Genomic DNA, 19,816 nt, shown 5'->3' with positions numbered 1-19,816 from the left:
AAGCGCCGAGCTGAGGTATTACTCGCTGCAAAACAGCTAAACCCTGAACGATGGTCTGGTGCTATCAGGAACTGTAAGCCAGTTGGTGAAGTACACCTAAACCCAGAAAGAGAAGCTGCTTAATAAGTAAGCAAATGATGACAACTACCTTGAAAAACGCCGTAAAGGGCAATTTCTAAGGTTAGTTCAAACAAAAGGGGCTCGCCCTAGAGATATACCCATTACAACTCAACAGCAGAGGGCGTTGCTTGATGAGTTAAAAGTATGGGTCGGCGCTGGTTCATTAATCCCTCCGGAGTCGCTCTACAGCACGCAGCTTGGACGCTACCAACAAGCTTGTATAAAAATGGGGATAGATAGGGCTCATGGCTTGAGGCATGCGTATGCGCAAAAACGCTATCTTGAGCTGGTCGGTTTTCCGTGTCCTGCTAAAGGTGGTCCAAAGAGAGGAGAGTTACCTAGTAAGTTGTATGAACGAGTAAAAGAAATAAGGACACAAATTAGTGAAGAATTAGGTCATGGGAGAGAAGAGGTTACAGCCGTCTATTTGGGACGTTAGGATGAAATTCTTATGCTTGTGATGCGAACACAGTATTTCATAATTGAATTAGATAGTTAGTGTGCGCTAAGTGGGAGCCTTAAGCTATACGCTAACTGCACCCATAACTACACCCATAATCTATAGATGTAAAAAAGGCGTAGTAGGTACTAACCTTCTACGCCTTTCTAAATTTGGTGGCCCCTCCCAGATTTGAACTGGGGACCGAACGATTATGAGTCGTGCGCTCTAACCACTGAGCTAAGGGGCCGTATAGGGGATAGATTATAGGGGAAGCTTACCATGGTGTCTAGACACTATATGGGGTAATTACGCTTAGATTTTAGCCACTTAAATCTCGCAGGCACAAAAAAGGTGAGCCAATGCTCACCTTTTGTTATTTGTGCTTAAAAGCGCATCACATCACAATAGCGATTATTCGTCTAGGAAGCTGCGCAGAGTTTCTGAACGGCTTGGGTGACGAAGTTTACGCAGTGCTTTTGCTTCGATCTGACGGATACGTTCACGAGTTACGTCGAATTGCTTACCAACCTCTTCAAGAGTGTGGTCAGTGTTCATATCGATACCGAAACGCATACGCAGTACTTTCGCTTCACGAGGTGTTAGGCCAGCAAGAACATCTTTAGTTGCACCACGTAGGCTGGTTGCCGTTGCAGAGTCTAAAGGTAGCTCAAGAGTTGTATCCTCGATGAAATCACCTAGGTGCGAATCTTCGTCGTCACCGATTGGTGTCTCCATTGAGATTGGCTCTTTAGCGATTTTCAGTACTTTACGGATCTTGTCTTCAGGCATTTGCATGCGCTCAGCCAGCTCTTCCGGAAGTGGTTCACGACCCATCTCTTGCAGCATTTGACGAGAGATACGGTTTAGTTTGTTGATCGTTTCGATCATGTGAACCGGAATACGGATCGTACGAGCTTGGTCGGCAATCGAACGAGTGATTGCTTGACGGATCCACCATGTAGCGTAAGTCGAGAACTTATAACCACGACGGTATTCAAACTTATCTACCGCCTTCATCAGACCGATGTTACCTTCTTGGATCAGATCCAAGAATTGTAGACCACGGTTTGTGTACTTCTTAGCAATCGAGATCACTAGACGTAAGTTCGCTTCAACCATCTCTTTCTTGGCACGGCGTGCTTTCGCTTCACCGATAGACATACGACGGCTAATGTCTTTAATGCTTTGTACAGTAAGAGAAGTTTCACGTTCGATCATATCCAGCTTTTGGATTGATCGACGGATGTCATGCTCGTTACGTTTGATCTTTTCTGCGTATGGTTTGTCTGAAGCAAGCACTTCATCTAACCATGCTTCGCTTGATTCGTTGCCCGTAAATAGAGCAATGAACGATTTCTTCGGCATTTTGCCGTACTCAACCGTTTGACGCATGATTAGGCGTTCTTGAGTACGTACACGATCCATTGAGGTGCGAAGCTCGTTGACTAGGTAATCAAACTGCTTTGGCGTTAGACGGAATTCTTTGAATACGTCTTGCATCATCGTTGTTGCAAGCATGGCTTTCGGGCTTTCATGGCCGTATTCATTGATCGCTAGCTGACGATTTTGGAAGCTGGTACGAAGTGCAGTGAACTTCTCAAGAGCAAGTTCAGGATCAATACCTGTATCTTCCTCTTCCTCGTCCTCTGAATCATCAACATCTTCTTTGTCTTCGTCTTCCAGATCTGTTTCAGCAAGCTCTGAACCGATGTGCGTTGCTGTTGGCGCTGTTGTACCATCGTCGTCTGGATCAACAAAACCATTGATTAGGTCTGTTAAGCGAATCTCTTCTGCTTGTACGCGGTCAAACTGTTCCAAGATGTATGGAATAGTGCCAGGGTACTCAGCAACTGATAATTGAACCGTATTGATACCATCTTCAATACGTTTCGCAATGTCGATTTCGCCTTCACGAGTCAATAGTTCAACGGTACCCATTTCACGCATATACATACGCACTGGGTCAGTCGTACGGCCAATCTCACTTTCTACGCTTGAAAGCGCAGCAGCGGCAGCTTCAGCTGCATCTTCATCTATATTGGCATCGTCATCGTTCAGTGCTAGATCATCAGCATCAGGTGCAGTTTCTACTACCTTAATGCCCATGTCGTTGATCATTTGAATGATGTCTTCTACCTGTTCAGAATCCACGATTTCTGCAGGTAGGTGGTCGTTTACTTCGGCGTAGGTCAGATAGCCTTGTTCCTTGCCTTTAATAACAAGTAATTTAAGCTGTGACTGCGGATTTTGATCCATAGATGATATCCAACTTCAGGTCTGGTGAAGGACGTTGCATTCTCAAATGCAAACCAATAATGCTAACAAATTTATTCAATGCTGACTAATCAAACAGGGTTACGCTTTTAGATCTCGCATTAAAGCGAGTAGCTCCCTTTTTTCTTCGGCTGATAAACCGACACTTCTTGCTTTGGCCTGCAGGTTTTCAATTTGTTTTTCAACGCACTGGGCAAGAATGTTGTCCAATGAGTCTAAAAATATGTCTTCTTGATTGTCTTCGTCGAGGGGGATTTCCCAGCTCGCAAGACGAGACAGAAGAGTCTCGTGTTTATCATGTCGCCAATGCTCTAATAGCTGCCCGGTGTTGATATGGGGATTAGTGAGGCATTTATCAAGTAATTCGACGAATAAACTTAGCCCAGGCAGCGGCAAACCATGCACGCTTGATAAGTCCGGTACCATATCAGCATAGCTCGGATTTTGGATAAGCAAAGCGATAACTTCACGCATTGGAGTGCGCTTGATCTCTTTATGCGGCTGAGGAGTCGGGTTCTTTGTTTGAACACGAGCTCGCCTCAATTGGTTATCAAATCCAGTTCGCTCATCGAGTAATTTTTCGAGCAGTTCTTGGAAGTAACTGTCAGGGATTTTATTAATCAAGGCGCTAGCGTGTGCTCGCAGTGCCGATTTCCCTTCGGTCGTGCCTAAGTTTAGCTTATGTATTTCGATGAGGTTATCGAACAAGTAGGTCGAGAGCGGAGTAGCATTGTATACCAGCTGCTCAAACGCTTCTTTACCGTGTGCTCGTATATAGCTATCTGGGTCTTCACCGTCGGGCAAGAACAGAAACTTCAGTGTATTGCCCGTTTTTAGAAACTCTAATGCGTTCTCTAATGCGCGCCATGCGGCTTCTTTACCTGCTCGGTCACCGTCATAACAACAAACCACTGTGCTGGTTTGGCGGAACAACATTTGAACGTGGTCACCCGTGGTCGAGGTGCCCAGTGATGCCACTGAGTAATCAACACCATATTGCGCGAGTGCTACGACATCCATGTAACCTTCAACCACCAGTATTTGAGGCGGTTCGCGGTAGGCTTGCATTACTTCATAAAGGCCGTAAAGCTCTTTACCTTTATGGAAAATAGGTGTTTCTGGCGAGTTTAGGTATTTTGGCGTACCGTCTTCTAATACACGACCGCCAAACCCAATCACTCTGCCACGACGATCTCGGATCGGGAACATTACGCGTCCACGGAATCGGTCGTATCGGTTGCCTTTATCGTTTTCTATCAACATGCCGCCAGTAACCAGCATGTCTTGGGCTTCTTTTTGCTGACCAAAGTTCTTACGAACCAAGTCCCACTCGTCGGCCACATAGCCAATACCAAACTTCTGGACGATTTCACCAGAAAGGCCACGGTTCTTTAGGTATTCAATCGCGGGCTTGTTAGTTGAGATCTTCAGTTGAGAGCGGTAAAAATTACTGATTCCGCTCATCAAATCATAGAGGTTGCGTTTTTGTTCGCTGTTGGCTCTTGGTGCTGTGGATATCTCACCGCTGCGTTGCTCTCTTGGGACATCTAATCCTAGAAATGAAGCAAGTTCTTCAATGGCTTCGACAAAATCGAGGCGTTCGAACTCCATCATGAAGTCGATGGCATTGCCATGTACGCCACAACCAAAACAGTGATAAAACTGTTTTTCTTGGCTTACGCTGAAAGAGGGAGTTTTTTCGTTGTGGAACGGGCAACAAGCACCGTAGTTTTTGCCTTTTTTCTTAAGTTTCACGCGTGCGTCTACAATGTCGACAATGTCGAGACGCGCTAGGAGATCATCGATGAAACTACGCGGGATGTGTCCGGCCATAAAACCTTAGAAAAATGCACTAACTGGGAGTGTGGGTAATGATAGTTTGAATGGGTGACAGATACAAACAAGCCGTGCGTTCCGAAGGATTGCACGGCTTGTTGCAATTTGATTTGGGATTAAGCGAGTTTAGAACGAACTAAACCACTAACTTTACCCATATCTGCACGCCCTTGAATTTGTGGTTTCAAGATAGCCATTACTTTACCCATGTCTTGCATGCCCGCTGGTTGAGCTTCAGCGATTGCGCTATCAAGTAGTGCAATAACTTCGTCTTCGGTTAACGGTTGAGGCATAAAGCCTTCAAGTACAGCAATTTCTGCTTGTTCCACATCAGCAAGATCTTGACGATTTGCGGATTCATATTGAGCAACAGAATCGCGACGTTGCTTAACCATTTTAACTAATATAGCAATAATGTCGTCGTCGTTCAGAGTGATCCGTTCGTCAACTTCACGTTGCTTAATTGCTGAAAGAGCTAAGCGGATAGTGCCAAGGCGCGGTTTGTCCTTGGCTTTCATCGCTAATTTTTGCTCTTCTTTGAGTTGTTCAATAAGAGCCATAACTCAGTCCTTATGGATTAAGTTATTAGTACAGGCGAACGCGACGTGCGTTTTCGCGAGCTAGCTTTTTAGCGTGACGCTTTTGAGCTGCTGCTTTAGCGCGTTTGCGAACTGTAGTTGGCTTTTCGTAATGCTCACGACGACGCACTTCAGAAAGGATACCTGCTTTTTCACAAGAGCGCTTGAAACGACGTAGTGCAACGTCGAACGGTTCGTTTTCACGTACTTTAACTATTGGCATATGCCTTTCACCTCAGGGGTTATTCATTATCGCTAGTTACTCAGTACCAAATCAGAGAAGTTACCATTGAGCTAACTCTCTATTTGCGTTTGGCCATTAACCAGCTTGATCAAAAATGGTGCGGAATTTTAATCCGATCACAGTGGCTTTGTAAAGCACTTTGTCGATTATAGTCTGTACAATATTTGTTTGAAGAGCTTAGGCAGGGTAATATTACGCTAATTTCCCATTGTAGACGAAAGCGTGCCGAGAAAATTATGCGCATTATTGGTATTGAAACCTCTTGTGATGAAACAGGAATCGCGATTTATGATGATGAGCAGGGGCTGCTTTCTCATCAATTATATAGCCAAGTCAAGCTGCACGCCGATTACGGTGGCGTAGTACCTGAGCTCGCTTCGCGTGACCATGTAAAAAAAACCATTCCACTGGTTAAAGCGGCATTAGCGGAAGCGAACCTCACCTCGAAAGACATTGATGGTGTGGCTTACACCGCAGGTCCTGGCTTGGTCGGCGCGCTGCTTGTAGGGGCAACGATTGGGCGCAGTATTGCTTACGCTTGGGGCGTACCTGCAGTGCCTGTTCACCATATGGAAGGCCACCTTCTTGCGCCAATGCTAGAAGATAATCCACCGCCCTTCCCCTTTGTGGCGTTGCTGGTTTCTGGCGGTCATACCATGATGGTAGAAGTGAAAGGCATTGGTGAATACCGAATTCTGGGTGAGTCAATTGATGATGCGGCGGGCGAAGCGTTTGATAAAACTGCCAAGCTGATGGGGTTAGATTACCCAGGGGGACCTCTGCTCTCCCGACTTGCTGAAAAAGGCACACCGGGTCGCTTTAAATTCCCGCGTCCAATGACCGATCGTCCGGGGCTCGATATGAGCTTTTCTGGCCTGAAGACGTTCGCAGCGAACACCATTCGTGACAACGACAATGATGACCAGACGCGTGCTGATATCGCTTACGCATTCCAAGAAGCCGTTTGTGCGACCTTAGTGATCAAGTGTAAGCGTGCCTTGGTCGAAACGGGCATGAAACGTATCGTGATTGCAGGTGGTGTCAGTGCCAACAAACAGCTGCGTATTGAGCTTGAGGCACTGGCTAAGAAAGTGGGCGGTGATGTGTATTATCCACGCACTGAGTTCTGCACTGATAACGGTGCGATGATTGCTTATGCGGGCATGCAGCGCCTGAAGAATGGCGAAACGGCCGATTTATCCGTTCATGCAACACCGCGTTGGCCTATTGACCAATTAGAGCCTATTGCTCAATCAGAACCAACCGCCAAATAAATCATAGTGTTTCGATAAACGGTCGCCTCGTGCGACCGTTTTTATATCCTAGCTTACCGACAATATGTCGATAAATAATGGCTGATAGAGATTAGGAAAGAAAATGAACAAGTTCACGATAGACAACCAATCGATGGCGTACCTAGATGAGGGGCAAGGCCCTGCTGTTGTTTTAGGCCACAGCTACCTTTGGGATAGTGCAATGTGGAAGCCGCAGATCGATGCCTTAAAAACTCAGTATCGCTGTATTGTTCCAGACCTTTGGGCTCATGGTGAGTCTCAAGCGGCTCCGAGTTCGATGCGTAACCTGAAAAATTACGCTCAGCATGTTTTGGCTCTGCTTGATCATTTAGACATTGAAGAATTCTCAGTGGTTGGCTTATCGGTTGGCGGCATGTGGGGGGCTGAGTTAGCGGAACTTGCACCTGCTCGCATCCAATCTTTGGTGTTAATGGATACCTTCGTTGGTCTAGAGCCAGAAGTGGCCCACACCAAATATTTCAATATGTTAGATAACATCACCGAAGCCAAGAAGATTTCGCCATCGATTGTTGAAGCGGTGGTGCCACTGTTTTTCTCCAACGATGTTCAAATCAACACGCCAGCTTTAGTGGAAGGCATTACTCAGCGCCTAACAACACTTGAGGGCGAGCAAGCTGAACAAGTGGCGCGTATTGGTCGAATGGTGTTTGGACGCCGCGATATGATTGAATCGGTAGAGAACTTTGCACTGCCAGTTTTGATTGCGGTTGGCCAAGAAGATAAGCCGCGTCCGGTACTTGAGTCGTACCTGATGCACGATTGTATTACCGGCAGTGAATTTGTGGTGATCCCTGGCGCGGGTCATATTAGCTCGCTAGAGCAACCTGAGTTTGTGAACACAATGCTGAAGGCGTTTTTAGATAAACATCTGCTGTAAGCTTTAAATACTGAATATTATGGGTCGGTTTAGACATGAGAGTTTAAGCCGATTTTTTTTGCCCGAGTTTTGGCTCACTGCCATCGAGTAGGCGACGAATATTCTGATGGTGGCGCAATACAATCAAACAGCACAGCATGGCGACGGGCAGTGTGTATTGAGGTTTTACGAGCCAAGCGTAGAAAGGCGCTAGTAGCACCGTCACCAATGCCGCTAAAGAAGAGTAACGAAACAAAAACGCCACCACTAACCAAGTTGCCATGATCATACCCGTTAGATCAAACCCAATTGGGGCGATAGCGCCGAGTGCGGTGGCAACGCCTTTGCCACCTTTGAAATGGAAAAATATCGGGTACATATGACCAAGACAGGCAGCAATTGCGACGATACCTAAGATAATTGGGTCGATATTGAGAAAGTAGCCAAGCCACACCGGAATGGTGCCTTTGAGCATGTCACAAAGTAGAACCGAGGCCGCAGCACCTTTACTTCCTACTCTCAGTACATTGGTGGCTCCGGGATTATTAGAGCCTACCGTTCTCGGGTCAGGAAGCCTTAATACTCGGCATATCAAGACCGCACTAGAGATTGAACCTAACAGATAGGCAGCAATGATCATGATAAGTGCCAATGGGGTCATGTCTGTCCTTAAACGGTTATAAACCTAACGGTGGGAAAATAATGCTCAACCCAAGAGTAATTGATATCATATCTCGAATTACGCAAATAATACGTTTTTTTCCCTAATTTGGGTATCCGACCTCTAAAAGGACAAGTCATGGCACTGGATAAAGTTTTCATTGAACAGTTAGAAGTAATTACAACGATCGGTGTTTACGATTGGGAACAAGAGATCAAACAAAAGCTTGTGCTTGATATTGAAATGGCTCATGACAATCGCCCAGCAGGTAAGAGTGATGATGTGGTGGATGCTTTGGATTATTCGACAGTGAGTACTGCGGTGCTTGATCACATTGCGAATGGCCGTTTTCTCTTGGTTGAGCGCGTGGCTGAAGAAGTCGCTGAATTGATCATGACTCAATTTTCTGTGCCTTGGATTAAGATCCGTTTAGCGAAACCGGGCGCAGTGCCACAAGCCAAAGCGGTGGGCGTGATCATCGAACGAGGCCAAGCATGACTATAGCCTATGTTGGTGTTGGCACGAACATAGACCGCGACAAGCATGCAAGGGTGGCATGGACAGAGCTTCAATCGTTAGGAACTAACCTTAAATGCTCTAAAATCTATCATTGTGAGCCCGTGGGCTTTAATAGCCATCCGTTTTATAACTTTGTAATTGAGCTCGACACATCATTCTCATTGACTGAATTTTCACAGCAACTGCGTAATATTGAGTTTAAATGGGGTCGCTCTCAAGACGCTCATAAGCTGCAAGATCGAAGGCTCGATCTGGATATTGTGCTGTTTGGAGATCTGGTTTCTAAGAGTGATCCTGAACTGCCTCGCAGTGATATTTATAAATATCCTTTTGTCACACAACCCCTTTATGATCTCTGTCCTGCGAGAGTGATCCCGCAAGACGGTCGAACCGTCAGTGAAATATGGCAGAAGATGCAGCAATTAGACTCGCTCTCTGTTGTAGATATAACATTATAATTTATAAGGTAAATGATGAGTTATTTAGAAGCGTTTATTTTGGCGTTAGTGCAAGGCTTTACTGAGTTTCTTCCTATTTCCAGTTCTGCACATTTAATCCTTCCTTCTGCTGTTTTAGGCTGGGAAGATCAAGGTTTAGCATTTGATGTCGCTGTCCATGTGGGGACGTTGGCGGCCGTGGTGATCTATTTTCGTAAAGAAGTGGTGTCGCTTTTGAGCGCTTTCTTTGGTTCGCTGTTTAAAGGGGATCGCAGTAAGGAAGCCAAGCTGGCGTGGATGATCATCCTCGCGACAATTCCAGCGTGTATCTTTGGCTTATTGATGAAAGATATTATCGAGCTTTACTTACGCAGTGCGTGGGTGGTTGCCACTACTACCATCGTTTTTGGTCTATTGCTATGGTGGGTGGATAAGAACTCAAGCCAACGTGATGACGAATACCAAGCAGGTTGGAAAAAGGCGTTGTTTATTGGTTTGGCTCAGGCGATGGCGATGATCCCAGGCACGTCTCGCTCTGGCGCAACCATTACTGCGGCGCTTTACCTTGGCTTTACTCGTGAAGCCGCTGCTCGATTCTCGTTCTTGATGTCTATTCCCATCATCACGCTGGCTGGTGGTTACTTGGGCTTGAAGTTGGTGGTCAGTGGCGATCCCGTGCAAGTTGGCACCCTATTGACGGGGATCGTGGTTTCTTTCATCAGTGCTTATATCTGTATTCACTTCTTCTTGAAGCTTATCTCACGCATGGGCATGACACCTTTTGTGATCTATCGCCTGATTTTAGGTTGTGGTCTGTTTGCTTTCTTGATGATGCAGTAACTGATTTTTTAAAGGTTGACTCCCAAAGGTTGAAACAAAAAGCCCGCTTCAAACGCGGGCTTTTTAGGGCGTGTTGATCTTTCGACCTGATTTTTACAGCGAGTTGATGAAGCTTAATTTGTTTCGAGTTCTGCTAGCGCGTGTTCAATGGCGGCAGCTCTGCGCTTTTCTTGTTCTTCCCTTATCTCTTTGCCTTGAAAGCCATCGGCAATGATCGCTTTTACTTCAACTTGAAGTGCCGCTTGATAGGCCGTTTCAAAGCGAGCCTTTTGAGGATAAGGCTGATCTTCTAAACCTTTACGACCAGCGTGGTCAGCTTGGCAGCATAGAAGAATGTCGTTGAGCCTGTCTGGTTTACGCCAAACATCGAACTTGTTGAGAACCTTAAGGAAGGTGGTTGGCTTGAGTTCGCCTGCTCGATGAATATTAGAGTGCAGTTCACACACCAGTAGCGCCAGATCTTTGAATTCATTGGGTACTCTGACTCTTTGACACAGTGTCTTAATGATCTTCGCCCCCGTATGGCAGTGCATTTTATGGCTTGGCCATTCGCTCTCTGGAGTGACACCTTTACCTAAGTCGTGGACTTGAGCGGCAAAGCGTACGGGCAACGATGGGCTTAAAAGTGCAGCTTGTTGAGCCACCATCAGAGTGTGGATACCAGTATCGATCTCAGGGTGCCATTTTTCAGGCTGAGGGACACCAAATAGAGCGTCAATCTCAGGCAATACTACCGCTAATGCCCCACACTCTTTTAAAACGGAAAGGAACACCTCAGGGTGCGACGTGCTGAGAGATTTATGCCACTCTTGCCATACTCGTTCGGCGGTCAGGTGCTTGAGTTCACCCGATTCGACGATCTCACTCATCATATCCATGGTTTCAGGTGCAATCGTAAAGTTGAGGTGGTGAAGTTTGGCTGCGAAGCGAGCTACACGCAGCACTCGAAGCGGATCTTCAACAAAGGCATCGGATACGTGTCTAAGAATACGATCTGAGAGATCTTGCTGGCCATGATAAGGATCGTAAAGTTGGCCTTGATCATCTTGTGCGATGGCGTTAATGGTGAGATCGCGGCGCATCAGATCTTCTTCCAAACTCACATCTGGCGCAAAATAACATTCGAAACCTGTGTAACCCGAGCCGGATTTTCGTTCTGTTCGAGCTAATGCGTGCTCTTCTTTGGTTTTAGGATGCAAGAATACTGGGAAGTCTTTGCCGACAGCGGTAAAGCCAAGGTTTTCCATCTGTTGAGGAGTACTACCGACCACTACCCAGTCTTTGTCATCGCTGTCGATATTGAGCAGCCTATCACGTACTGCACCACCGACTAGATAGCGTTGAAGCTCGTTGTCTTTTGGTAGGCTATCGTAAATTTGCAACTTATCACCTCGAAATGTTTTATTACTGCTGGACTTTATGACAAGCAATGGTACTTTCCATTTATCGTAATTATAGGGCAGCACATGTATAAGGAATATTTTGGCTTCGTTGAGATGCCATTTTCGATTGTACCAAATTCTCGTTATTTGTTTTTGAGTCAACGCCACCAAGAGGCGATACAGAATCTAAAAGCAGGATTAGGTGAGGGTGGAGGCTTTGCCATGCTCACTGGTGAGGTGGGGACAGGGAAAACAACGGTTGCGAAGGCGATGTTGTCTTCTCTTGATAGCCACACTCAGGCTGGCTTTATACTTAACCCTACGTTTTCCAATACGGATTTACTTGAAGCGATCTGCGATGAGTTTGAGGTCGAGTACCCGGAACAGGCATCGCTCAAACAACTGAGTCAGGCCATTCATCATTTCTTACTTGATAGCTATGCTGAAGGCATTCAAACCCTATTGGTGATTGATGAAGCCCAGCACCTTGCTGCCGGTGTGCAGGAGCAGCTACGCCTTCTGACTAACTTAGAAACTGACAGCCGTAAGTTGCTAAAAGTACTGTTGGTCGGCCAACCTGAATTACAACAGCACTTACAAACCACGCAGCTACGTCAGTTAGCACAGCGCATTACTGGTCGTTATCACCTACTGCCTCTTAATACTGAAGAAACCGGTAAGTACATCGCGTTTCGTTTAGAAATGGCGGGTGGTGAGCAGATGTTGTTTTCGAATCGTACCATCAAGCTGATCACTCAATATACGCATGGTATTCCAAGGCTTATTAACTTGGTGTGCGATAAAGCTCTGCAGCTGGCTGTGCACAATGGAGAGCCAGTTCCTAGTAATGCAACGGTTAACCAAGCGTGTCAACAAGTCATGGCTTTTCAGGCAGAGGTGTATCATGTCGATAAACCTCGAGCCTCCCATCTTGCGGCCAAGTTATTCCAATATGCAGGGATTGCGGCGCTAAGCGTCGGTCTTGCCATCGCGACCTTTCACTTTGCCCCTGATTATTTAGATTCATGGCGGTCCGTTGAATCTTCAAGCGATGCAAAAGCTGAGCCCTCATCACCTGACACACAACGTGCTGTGATGACCAATACGCCGCACCTGATAGCCGAACCTAAGCCCTCAACATTTGCATTGCCAGCGCATATTCAACAGCATTTGATACAAGGAACCAACCGCTCTGTGGCTATCAAGGATTTATATACCTTGTGGGGATATCAGTCTTCGCTACGTGATGGCCTGTGCTTAAATGAGCCACAAAGCGTCTTTGTATGCGAACAACAACAGTCGCATTTAAAGGCGCTACTTAAGTTGGGAGTGCCTGTGGTGCTTCATCTCAGCGTCGACCAAGAGTCTGTGTATGCTGTGCTTTATAGTGCGTCTGAAGAGTCTGTCGAGCTACTTGTTAACCAGCAATTATTGTTGATGCCTAAGCAGTCCTTAGAGCAGATTTGGCACGGCGAGTATGTCGCTATATGGAAGCAGCCGCTAAGAGAGACTCTCAAAGAGGGCTATCAAGGTGAGGCGATTGCTGTGCTTGATCTGTTGCTTTCTGAGGTGCTTGGTGAAGTGGTATCTGGCAGTGATGTGTTCGACAAGGATCTAAAAATGAAAGTGGAAGCTTTCCAGAACTGGCAAGGAATGTCGGTCGATGGCATCGCCGGTAAACGTACGCTAGCAAGGTTACAAAGGCTAGCTCAACTCGACGCCCCTAAATTGATGTTACTCGATGGAGGTGCTGGCTAATGTCACGGATTATGCATGATCTTAATATACATGAGCTTAAACAGCCTTCTATTAATAAACCAGCCTTCAAAGGCTACCAGAATCATCATGTTCCTAGTTCTGCAAAAGGGCTTAGCAATAAACGAGGGTCATCGTTAGCGATGGGGTTGCTCTTAATCTTGATACCTTCTTTGTTGGTGGGGGGCGTTCTGGCTTATCAAACGTATAGCCAACAACAAGAACCGGTGAACAAAGCGGCCAATGTAGCTGCGCCAGAATCAACAACTCAATCAAACGTTGATCTTGAAATTGTTGATGCCGATATAGCAAGCATGGATGGTAAATCTAAGGAAGAAGGTGCATTGTTTGCTGTTCGCCCAGCACCGGCGAGTCAACAGCTGAAAGCATTGCCACGCCAAGAAAAGTATGCGCAGGTTGACTCTGATTCTAATTCTAATCATACCAACACGGCTGGTGGCTCAGCGGTGATCTTAGCAAATGCTGATAACAACACCCAAATGACAGCCAGTTCTGAGTCGTCACCGGTTCAATCAAGCGTTCAGCCAGCCGCAAGCGATGAAACGATTGTTCGGCAACCAAGCAGTGATCAGCAAGCAAATAGTGACCTACAATCAGACAGTGATTTGCTGCAAGGGCTAGACCTGAGTGAATTTTCACCCGGCTTGGCATTGACACTGGAATCCATTATGGGGAGCCAACAAAACACGGCGGAACCGATGGACTCTAGACCCGCAGGGCATAGAGATGATCAGGTCATAGAGCTAGAAAATCATATGAATAGTTTGTCTGGGGTATTACCTAAGCTAAACCTACAAACTCATATGTATTCAAGCGGCGAAACTAAGCGCTGGGTGAAAGTGAATGGTCTAGAAGTCGCGGAAGGGGAGTGGATAGGTCATGATATTCAGCTACTTGAGATTAAGCCGCAATCGGTGATTATTGAGTTTAATCAGCAGAGGATTCAGATCCCAGCACTGTATGAATGGAAAGGCTAGATAGCCGTTAGCTCTATAGGTACTTCGATAATAAGCAAATAAAAAGGAGCACCTCGGTGCTCCTTTTTGATATTCGATACGGAATTTACTGTACCTAATCTGCGTATTAAGCTTAAGTCCAACCGTTGGGTGATTTTTTACGACGAGGCATAATGTGCGGCAGGAGTAGGCCAAGTAGTAGACCAATACCCGCGACACCAGCACCGTACATAAAGTATCTCAATAGTAGGTCGTCTTTTTGAGTATCTAGTTTAGCGCGCAGCTCACGGTTCTCTGTTTGAGCCGTAGTGAGTTGTTGGTTCATGTCGCTATAGCTTTGCTCAAGTTCAGCAATTTGCTTGTTACGAGACTCAAGAGAGCTTGCTAGCCCTGCTTTTTCACTATCGGCGCTTTGACGCGCATTAGCGAGCTTGCTTTTCACTTCAGTCAGTTCTTTTTCTAGCTTAGGCATACGCAGTGCCATGCTTTCTTGCGTACTGACAAACTTACTTTCAACCCAGCCCTTACGGCCGCGACTGTCTTGGATCTCAGTGTATCCAGTGCTCTTGTCTGCTTGTAGGTAAGTGATTTTTGCGCCAGCATCAACACTGCCAATGATACGGAAGGTATTGTTTGGTCCCGAATGCATATAAGTAAATAGTTTATCAGCAATATAACGGTCTTGTGCAAAGGCAGCGGGAGCCGCAAGCATTGCGAACAAAACTAAGCTAATCAGTTTTTTCACAGTAAATCCTTTAACGATTCAAATTGGATAGGCGTATGAGTCAGCCTCAATCCGCAAATAATATTTAGTTTCTTTATAGGGTGCAACAAAGAAGGGAGGCAAAGCCTCCCTTTCTGTGCGTTTGAGTCAATAATGACATGGCATTTACATATCACCACTGAAGCTCACAGTATCCTGACGCTAGCTCTCACTAGTAATAATGACGATTATACGCCAAATACAGCTTCAAGAGCGTAGAAGAATACAACAGCAAGTAGCGCACCTGCAGGCAGCGTAACAATCCAAGATGCAACGATGTTACGTACAACACCTAAGTTCAACGCGGCAATACCACGAGCGAAGCCGACACCTAATACCGCACCAACCAAAGTTTGAGTGGTTGAGATTGGCAGACCAGTACCAGAAGCCAGTACTACAGTACATGCCGTTGCAAGTTGAGCGGCAAAACCACGGCTAGGCGTTAGTTCTGTGATACCAGTACCAACGGTTGCCATTACTTTATGACCCATTGTTGCAAGACCAACGACGATACCAATACCGCCTAAAGGAAGAATCCACCAAGCAATGCTGCTTTTCGCTGTCAGCTCGCCCATGTTTTCAACGGTTGATACCACTGCAGACAATGGACCGATCGCATTCGCAACATCATTGGAACCGTGTGCGAATGCCATCGCACAAGCCGTGATCACCATCAGTACGCTGAAGATGCCTTCTACACCAGTAAAGCCACGATCTTCTTCGCGATCAGCAAACTTCTTCTGGATGTACAAATAGCCACCGACCATTACTAGGCCAGATACACCGATAGACCATAGCCATGCTTCCGTGGTGCTTAGGTGAAGACCAACGTGCTTAAGACCTTTCTGGATGGTTACAAGCGTAATCACCATCGTTGTGATGAACATGTATACCGGTACAAAGCGCTTCGCGTTAAATAACGGGTTTTCGGTATCAAAGATCAGTCGCTGTGCACTCACAAAGATAACGTAAGCGAAGAAGCCTGAAATAACGGGTGTGATAAGCCAGCTACCCACAATGCCTTGAACGCTGCTCCAGTCTACCGCTTCCGTACCTACAGACACACAAGCAAAACCGATGATTGCACCGATGATAGAGTGAGTGGTAGAAACCGGCCAACCCATGTACGAAGCTAACAATAGCCATGTACCTGCCGCCAATAACGCCGACATCATGCCGTACACGAGTACTTCAGGCTGGTTTGCAAACTGAGATGTCTCGATAACACCTTGACGGATCGTATCGGTAACTTCACCACCAGCAAGGTATGCACCTGCGAATTCAAAGATCATTGCGATAATGATCGCTTGTTTTACGGTTAGAGCTTTAGAGCCTACTGAGGTGCCCATTGCGTTCGCAACGTCATTTGCACCAATACCAATAGCCATCAAGAAACCGAAAGCTGCTGCAACAATAATCAGGACAGTGCCGTAATTAGCAAGGATATCCATCGTAATACCTAGTTGTTTGATAACAAGCGGAACAAATTTAGACGCAAAAAACCGCTCAGCGAGAGAAATACTCAGCGCATAAGTGGTTTGGTTGAAAAATGTTCTTCGTTATATGGTTAACGTATGATTTAAGAGCGAGAAAGCATTACTTCAAGACGAGCGCCGACGCGCTGTGCTTGATCTGCAATACCACCAACCCATTCAAGAATTTTGTATAAGAACATGATATCAACTGGATTCAGACCATCTTCAATCGCCATTAATTGTTGGCGCAGTTCGATCTGCATCGCATCCGTGTCATCTTCAATTACATCTAATTGATTTATCATTTCAGCAACGAGTGTCACTTCACGACCTTTAAAGCCCGTCTCAAGTAACTCGTCTAGTTCATTAATTACGTTTTGTGCTTGGTTCGCTGCATCTAGGCAACGCTTCACGTAAGCAATGAAATTGTCTTGCAAAGGAGTAGGAATGACAAGTTGACGACCATATACACGGCCAGCAATGTCTTTCGCTAGGTTTGCGAGTTTGTCTTGCTGAGTTAATAGCTCCAACATATCGGTGCGATCAACGGGCATAAACAAACCGCGAGGAAGTTTCAGGCGAATTTCACGTTTTAGTACGTCAGCTTCTTTCTCAAGGTGAGAAATTTGAGCTCGAATTTCTGATGCTTTTTCCCAGTCACCCTTTGAAGAAACTTCAAAGAAATTTACTAGGTGAGAACAACATTCATTCACGCATACTACGTGACGCTGCAAAGGTTTAATTGGGGACTTTGCAAATAACCCCATAATCGTATTTACTGGCATGGTCATCCAACCTAATAAATAATAACCTTAAAACAACATACACCATATTCATGGTGAAATGTTAAACGATGGCTACAAAGGCGCGCATGTTAACCTAATCAATCTCTCATTAAAACTGTTTTAGATCATGATAAGCGCGATATTTGTGACTTGCTGAGTTTTCAAATTGGCAATATCCTGTCCCTATCTTCACAGAAAGGTATAACTATGGAAACCGAGATAGAACTGAAGTTTTTTGTTTCTCCTGATTTTTCAGAGACTTTACGCAATAAAATTGCTGAAACTAAAGTACTTCAGCACAGTTGTCGCGAGCTAGGTAACATCTACTTTGACACCCCTGACAACTGGCTACGTAAGCACGATACCGGCTTGCGCATTCGACGCTTTGATGACGTATTTGTACAAACCGTAAAGACCGCAGGACGCGTGGTTGCTGGCTTGCATCAAAGGCCGGAATACAACGCTGAACATGACAGCAATCAGCCTAAACTCGCTCTGCACCCAGAAGATATCTGGCCAGCAGGTAAAGACATCGAAACGTTGCAAGCTGAGCTTACACCTCTGTTCTCTACTAACTTCACTCGTGAGCAGTGGTTGATTGGTATGCCAGATGGTAGCCAAGTTGAGGTGGCTTTTGATCAAGGCTTTGTTGAATCAGGCGACCAGCAAGAGCCAATTTGCGAAGTCGAACTGGAGCTTAAATCTGGTCAAACTGATGCTCTATTTACACTGTCTCGTCAATTCTGCGAACAAGGTGGCATGCGCCTAGGCAACCTTAGTAAAGCGGCTAAGGGTTACCGTCTTGCTCAAGGTTATCAAGGCGATGAAGTCACTCCTTTGACTTTAGTCGATACTGACAAAAGTGACACCGTTGAATCGTGTTTCATTCAATCTTTAGAGCATGCTCTCGCTCATTGGCATTATCACGAGCAGATCTTCACTGAGCGTCAGTCGATTGAAGCGTTGCATGAGATCAGCCACTCGCTGAGTTTTATTCGCCAAACCTTCACCATCTATGGCGGCATTGTTCCACGACGTGCCAGTGCGATTTTACGTCAAGAGTTAAAGTGGCTCGAGCAAGAGCTTGAGTGGCTAAAAAGCTATGACCACTTCGAAGATTTGCTGGAAGATAAAGGCCATGTGTTGCGCAAACTCGATGCGCGTAAGTTCTTAGTGGCTGAGCTAAAAGAGATGCAACAGCAGCTGCCAGATCGTGAATCTTTGTTGACGTTATTGAGCTCAGCCCGTTATACCGGTTTGTTGTTGGATCTGAGCCGTTGGATCTTGTCTCGAGGCTGGCAGCCGTTTTTAGATAGTAAAGCGCGCGAACAAATGGCGCGTGGTATTGAGTGGTTCTCGGTGCAGCAGCTTGATCGCACGTGGGCGGAACTCATGGAAGCATTCCCGCCAGAGCGAGTGATGACCAGCCAAGCGTATATTGATCAACAATATCGCTTAATGCGTAACCTCTATTCCGGTGTCGGTTTTGCTGGCTTGTATGATGCCGATGAGCGCAATAGTTTCCGCTTGCCATGGGCTGATATGGTGCAAGGCATTGATGACCTATTAATGCTAAGAACGCTGACACCTTTAACTGAGAAGCTGGAAGGTGACGAACGGGTTCAACTTGAACGCTGGCTAGCACGCCAAGAAGTGTCGATCCTGCATGCGATGGAGCAGACCCGTCAAATCAGTATCGAGGTTGAGCCGTACTGGCAAGATTAACCAGTAAGATAGAATACCAATTTGAAAAATAGGGCTGAGGCCCTATTTTTTTGTCTGCTGCTCCAGCTTCTCTAGTCGTTCGAGAATTTTGGCTTGTTGCTCGATGATCTGCTCTAGATACCTCTCTCTGTTTTCGGCTCGTTGATTCTCGTGGTGAGTCGGGGAGGTGATTAAAGACGTTATTAAACCTGAAATCATACCAAAAACACCCACACCACTGATGATCACCAGCGATGCCACCAATTTACCCGCAGTCGTCACTGGGTAGTGATCACCGTATCCCACGGTACTGATCGTGACGAACGCCCACCACAGCGCATCATCCCCCGTCGTGATATTGGCATTGGGATTTTGATGCTCTAACAGAAGGATCGTACCTGCGCCAATCGTCAGTAAGATCACTAATAGTAGGATGATCGAGGCTAGCGTGGTCTCATGGCGGTTGCGAAACAACGCGGAGACAATCCGCTTGCTTGAGCGAAGAACAAGAATCACTCGCGATATCTGAAAAATGCGAGCGAAACGCAGTGGTTCGATCATGGGAATGCTTGCCAAGAAATCGATCCAGTGTACCCTGAGGTACTCTTTTTTGTTTTCTGATCTGAACAGATCAATCGTGAGCTGAAAAAGAAAAATACAACAGATTATAAAGTCGAGGCCGATAAGAACTTGTTTCGATTCTTTATCAATCGGTGCAAACAATAAGCCTGAGATCACAAATAACGCTAAGAAAGATAGGATCAGTGATAATAAGCTCATCGGCGTGGGTGTGTCTTTGATATTATTTGACATTCATATGAGGCTCGAAATAAATCGCGAATATTGGCTGGA

General features: G+C 46.0%; 18 protein-coding genes, 1 tRNA gene and 1 pseudogene. 9 read left to right on the top strand and 11 right to left on the bottom strand.

The features are described from left to right. Positions 1 to 163 precede the first annotated feature (163 nt). Positions 164 to 559 (top strand): annotated as a pseudogene (locus Q1A70_RS00540) (integrase); the annotation flags it as partial. 174 nt (positions 560 to 733) lie between these two features. Here Q1A70_RS00540 and Q1A70_RS00535 read toward each other — a convergent pair. The 5 genes from Q1A70_RS00535 to rpsU all read right to left on the bottom strand — a co-directional run bounded on the left by Q1A70_RS00535 (position 734) and on the right by rpsU (position 5,473). After that, a tRNA-Ile gene (locus Q1A70_RS00535) sits at positions 734 to 809 on the bottom strand. A gap of 164 nt (positions 810 to 973) precedes the next feature. Next, a complete protein-coding gene (gene rpoD, locus Q1A70_RS00530) occupies positions 974 to 2,818 on the bottom strand; it encodes an RNA polymerase sigma factor RpoD (RefSeq protein WP_299685239.1) in 1,845 nt (614 codons plus the stop codon). Between the two features lie 99 nt (positions 2,819 to 2,917). Next, on the bottom strand, positions 2,918 to 4,669 hold the full coding sequence (gene dnaG, locus Q1A70_RS00525; RefSeq protein ID WP_299685242.1) for a DNA primase: 1,752 nt from the start codon (positions 4,667 to 4,669) through the stop codon (positions 2,918 to 2,920). A 119-nt stretch (positions 4,670 to 4,788) separates the two neighbouring features. Beyond that, complete coding sequence (locus Q1A70_RS00520; protein ID WP_299685245.1) at positions 4,789 to 5,232, bottom strand: GatB/YqeY domain-containing protein; 444 nt, start codon at positions 5,230 to 5,232, stop codon at positions 4,789 to 4,791. A 25-nt stretch (positions 5,233 to 5,257) separates the two neighbouring features. Then, complete coding sequence (gene rpsU / locus Q1A70_RS00515; RefSeq protein ID WP_004396009.1) at positions 5,258 to 5,473, bottom strand: 30S ribosomal protein S21; 216 nt, start codon at positions 5,471 to 5,473, stop codon at positions 5,258 to 5,260. A gap of 257 nt (positions 5,474 to 5,730) precedes the next feature. Between rpsU and tsaD the strand changes: the two genes are divergently transcribed. Further along, entirely contained in the window at positions 5,731 to 6,768 is a 1,038-nt protein-coding gene (gene tsaD / locus Q1A70_RS00510) for a tRNA (adenosine(37)-N6)-threonylcarbamoyltransferase complex transferase subunit TsaD (RefSeq protein ID WP_299685249.1), read from the top strand. Positions 6,769 to 6,871: 103 nt separating this feature from the next. Next, a complete protein-coding gene (locus Q1A70_RS00505; protein ID WP_299685252.1) occupies positions 6,872 to 7,687 on the top strand; it encodes an alpha/beta fold hydrolase in 816 nt (271 codons plus the stop codon). A gap of 43 nt (positions 7,688 to 7,730) precedes the next feature. Here Q1A70_RS00505 and plsY read toward each other — a convergent pair whose 3' ends face one another. Further along, positions 7,731 to 8,327, bottom strand: coding sequence for a glycerol-3-phosphate 1-O-acyltransferase PlsY (gene plsY, locus Q1A70_RS00500; protein ID WP_299685255.1), 597 nt, complete (start codon positions 8,325 to 8,327; stop codon positions 7,731 to 7,733). A 138-nt stretch (positions 8,328 to 8,465) separates the two neighbouring features. On the opposite strand from plsY, the gene folB reads away from it, so the two are divergent. Genes folB through Q1A70_RS00485 form a run of 3 tightly spaced genes read left to right on the top strand, consistent with a single transcriptional unit; the run spans position 8,466 to position 10,123 of the window. Then, positions 8,466 to 8,825 (top strand): dihydroneopterin aldolase, encoded by a 360-nt coding sequence (gene folB / locus Q1A70_RS00495; RefSeq protein WP_004735969.1) that lies wholly within the window; start codon positions 8,466 to 8,468, stop codon positions 8,823 to 8,825. Further along, positions 8,822 to 9,304 carry a 2-amino-4-hydroxy-6-hydroxymethyldihydropteridine diphosphokinase gene (gene folK, locus Q1A70_RS00490; protein ID WP_299685261.1) on the top strand — a complete coding sequence of 161 codons (483 nt, stop codon included), beginning with the start codon at positions 8,822 to 8,824 and terminating at the stop codon, positions 9,302 to 9,304. Before folB ends, folK begins: the two co-directional genes overlap by 4 nt. A 15-nt stretch (positions 9,305 to 9,319) precedes the next feature. Next, the gene (locus tag Q1A70_RS00485; RefSeq protein ID WP_299685499.1) at positions 9,320 to 10,123 is read left to right on the top strand and encodes an undecaprenyl-diphosphate phosphatase; all 804 of its coding nucleotides are present in this window, start codon (positions 9,320 to 9,322) and stop codon (positions 10,121 to 10,123) included. 113 nt (positions 10,124 to 10,236) lie between these two features. Here Q1A70_RS00485 and Q1A70_RS00480 read toward each other — a convergent pair whose 3' ends face one another. Further along, complete coding sequence (locus Q1A70_RS00480) at positions 10,237 to 11,553, bottom strand: multifunctional CCA addition/repair protein (RefSeq protein WP_299685263.1); 1,317 nt, start codon at positions 11,551 to 11,553, stop codon at positions 10,237 to 10,239. 36 nt (positions 11,554 to 11,589) lie between these two features. Here Q1A70_RS00480 and Q1A70_RS00475 point away from each other — a divergent pair, with 36 nt between their 5' ends. Then, complete coding sequence (locus tag Q1A70_RS00475) at positions 11,590 to 13,263, top strand: AAA family ATPase (protein ID WP_299685265.1); 1,674 nt, start codon at positions 11,590 to 11,592, stop codon at positions 13,261 to 13,263. Then, entirely contained in the window at positions 13,263 to 14,258 is a 996-nt protein-coding gene (locus tag Q1A70_RS00470; protein ID WP_299685267.1) for a general secretion pathway protein GspB, read from the top strand. The genes Q1A70_RS00475 and Q1A70_RS00470 overlap by 1 nt, the downstream gene beginning before the upstream one ends. A gap of 112 nt (positions 14,259 to 14,370) precedes the next feature. Here Q1A70_RS00470 and Q1A70_RS00465 read toward each other — a convergent pair whose 3' ends face one another. From Q1A70_RS00465 to Q1A70_RS00455, 3 genes are all read right to left on the bottom strand, one after another. After that, complete coding sequence (locus Q1A70_RS00465; protein ID WP_299685269.1) at positions 14,371 to 14,982, bottom strand: TIGR04211 family SH3 domain-containing protein; 612 nt, start codon at positions 14,980 to 14,982, stop codon at positions 14,371 to 14,373. Positions 14,983 to 15,188: 206 nt separating this feature from the next. Next, positions 15,189 to 16,451 (bottom strand): inorganic phosphate transporter, encoded by a 1,263-nt coding sequence (locus Q1A70_RS00460; protein WP_299685271.1) that lies wholly within the window; start codon positions 16,449 to 16,451, stop codon positions 15,189 to 15,191. A 128-nt stretch (positions 16,452 to 16,579) separates the two neighbouring features. Further along, positions 16,580 to 17,260, bottom strand: coding sequence for a TIGR00153 family protein (locus tag Q1A70_RS00455; RefSeq protein WP_299685273.1), 681 nt, complete (start codon positions 17,258 to 17,260; stop codon positions 16,580 to 16,582). Positions 17,261 to 17,467: 207 nt separating this feature from the next. Between Q1A70_RS00455 and Q1A70_RS00450 the strand changes: the two genes are divergently transcribed. Then, positions 17,468 to 18,985 carry an inorganic triphosphatase gene (locus tag Q1A70_RS00450; RefSeq protein WP_299685275.1) on the top strand — a complete coding sequence of 506 codons (1,518 nt, stop codon included), beginning with the start codon at positions 17,468 to 17,470 and terminating at the stop codon, positions 18,983 to 18,985. A gap of 42 nt (positions 18,986 to 19,027) precedes the next feature. On the opposite strand, the gene Q1A70_RS00445 is transcribed toward Q1A70_RS00450, so the two are convergent. Continuing rightward, positions 19,028 to 19,777, bottom strand: a complete 750-nt coding sequence (locus tag Q1A70_RS00445; protein WP_299685277.1) for a potassium channel family protein — start codon at positions 19,775 to 19,777, stop codon at positions 19,028 to 19,030. Positions 19,778 to 19,816: the final 39 nt, after the last annotated feature.

This window comes from uncultured Vibrio sp. (assembly GCF_947488985.1).
In the GTDB taxonomy this organism is placed as follows: domain Bacteria; phylum Pseudomonadota; class Gammaproteobacteria; order Enterobacterales; family Vibrionaceae; genus Vibrio.
Note: the sequence above shows the minus strand (reverse complement) of the source record. Positions and strands in the feature narration are given on the sequence as shown.